This window comes from Neisseria sp. HMSC064E01 (assembly GCF_001808875.1).
Lineage (GTDB): Bacteria > Pseudomonadota > Gammaproteobacteria > Burkholderiales > Neisseriaceae > Neisseria > Neisseria sicca_A.
Genome location: NZ_KV794946.1, coordinates 95,069 through 97,415, shown reverse-complemented (window position 1 = coordinate 97,415; position 2,347 = coordinate 95,069). Strand labels below are relative to the sequence as shown.

Genomic DNA, 2,347 nt, shown 5'->3' with positions numbered 1-2,347 from the left:
GCAGCCAGTTGTATTACACCAACCAGGCGATTAACCAAAGCGTGACCAACATCGGCAATTACGTGGTGAACATGGGCGACCAGATCAACCAACGTATCGACAATGTTGAAAGTGACTCTAAAGCCGGTACCGCAGCAGCCATGGCGGTCGCCGGCCTGCCGCAAGCCTACCTGCCTGGTAAGAGCATGATGGCGGTTGCAGGCGGCGTTTACCGCGGTGAAAGCGGTTACGCAGTCGGCTTCTCCAGCATCTCCGACGGCGGCAACTGGGTCATCAAAGGTACCGCTACCGGCAACTCACGCGGCCACTACGGTGCGACCGCAGGTGTCGGTTACCAATGGTAATCCTGATCTAAAGCCTGTTTGAAGGCAAAGCAAAGGTCGTCTGAAAACCCGAAACAAGGTTTTCAGACGACCTTTTTCTATATCGGATTGAATGGGACGGGTTTGCTTTCTGAGTATCCTCAGTTTCGCAAACACCTGATTCAAACAAAACATTCAAACAAAACGCTACGGTTTGTTTTCAGACGACCTTGCAGCCATGTTCGCCCCTTTTCTGTGGCAAAATTCAGCTTGTTCCACATGGTCAGTCTGCGTATTTAAATTGAAGAAATTTCAAGCCGATTGACGAAACAGTTTACAAGGAGAAACAGACATGAGCCGCATTTTATCCTCACTGCGCTATCCGCTGATTCAAGCACCGATGGCGTTTGCGCATGACACAGAGCTGCCTTTGGCTGTCGGCAAAACCGGCGCTTTGGGTTCGTTGGCGGGGGCGATGTATGACACCGCAGGTTTGGAAAAAGCATTGGCACGGATGAAGCAGGAAGGCGGCCGTCCGTACAACCTCAACTTTTTCGCCCACCGCACGCCGTCTGCCGACCGCGCGCAACAGGACGCATGGTTTGGCGTGTTGCGTCCGTATTTCGAGGCTTACGGGCTGACGGAAAACGACATTCCCAGCGGCGGCGGACGGCAGCCGTTTGATGCCGATGCGTTGGCATGTGTGGAACGTTACCGCCCGCCTGTGATCAGCTTCCACTTCGGTTTGCCCGCGCCCGAATACTTGCAGCGTGTCAAAGCGACGGGCGCGGAAGTGTGGAGCAGCGCGACGACGGTCGAAGAAGCCGTTTGGCTGGAGCAAAACGGCGCGGATGTCGTGATTGCCCAAGCGTGGGAGGCGGGTGGTCATCGCGGTTGGTTTTTAAACCGCCATCCCGACAGCCAAAGCGGATTGTTTGCCCTGTTGCCCGCCATCCGTAACGCCGTGCGCCTGCCCGTTATAGCCGCAGGCGGCGTTTCCGATGCCGCTGCCGTCAGCGCCGCGCTGGGGTTGGGCGCGTCCGCAGTGCAGGTCGGAACCGCCTTCCTGCTCGCAGACGAAGCCCTGACCAAACCCGCCCACCGCGCCGCCATCCAAACCGCCCGTCCCGAAGATACCGTAGTGACCAACTTGTTCAGCGGCGGCGCGGCGCGCGGACTTTACAACCGCTTCATACGCGAAGCCGGTCCGATGAATGACGCAGCGCTCCCGTTCCCCTTGGCAGGCGCAGCCGCCGGCGCATTGAAAGCCGCCGCCGAAAAACAAGGCTGCTATGACTTTTCCCCATTTTGGGCAGGACAAAACGCAGGACTGTGCCGCCCTGGCAGCGCAGCGGAAATCGTCGAGCGGCTGTGCGGCGGTATCGAGTGTTAGGACGGGCTGAACACGGGACATGGGAAAGGCGGTTATGGCGGAAAAAAGGTCGTCTGAAAATGTGAACTAGGTTTTCAGACGACCCGTAACATGGACTTCGCCCATAAAAAGAATATAAAGATAACTGCCCGATTCGGATTATCGGACGGCAGGTTCGCGGGCAAAACCCACGCTACGGATTGGGTTTATTCCGAGCCTGTCGGGTTAAATAAAAGGTCGTCTGAAAACGGGGGGAGTGAGTTTGTTCCTCCCAAACTCAAATCTCAAAGTTTTCAGACGACCTTGTTTTAACTTGCAACCTGCCCCCTCTCCCGTCCGGCGGGAGAGGGCTGGGGAGAGGGTGGCTCTACGGTTGGCACGAATTTGATTTTACCTAAAGCTACAAAGCCACCCCCATCCTAACCTTCCCCCGCCAGACGGGGGAAGGGACAGTTTGCTGTTGCTGCAACGAGTAGCGTGGGCTTTGCTCGCGAAATGGAAGCCAAAATGAATACCCATTCGGCTGTTGTCTGATTTTGATTATTGGATGATAGATTCGTGGGCAAAGCCCATGCTACCTGATTTATCCCAAGCCTGTTTTGATTGAGTAAAGGTCGTCTGAAAAAATCGGGAACGAGTTTCTCCCAAACTCAAATCTCAAAGTTTTCAGACG

General features: G+C 55.4%; 2 protein-coding genes. Both read left to right on the top strand.

Going from position 1 to position 2,347, the window contains the following annotated elements:
• Nucleotides 1–344 (top strand): YadA C-terminal domain-containing protein (locus HMPREF2572_RS09070; protein ID WP_246827794.1); only part of this gene is annotated, 344 nt, incomplete at its 5' end.
• A gap of 310 nt (nucleotides 345–654) precedes the next feature.
• Nucleotides 655–1,695, top strand: coding sequence for an NAD(P)H-dependent flavin oxidoreductase (locus HMPREF2572_RS09065; RefSeq protein WP_070497897.1), 1,041 nt, complete (start codon nucleotides 655–657; stop codon nucleotides 1,693–1,695).
• The last annotated feature ends 652 nt before the right edge of the window (nucleotides 1,696–2,347 follow it).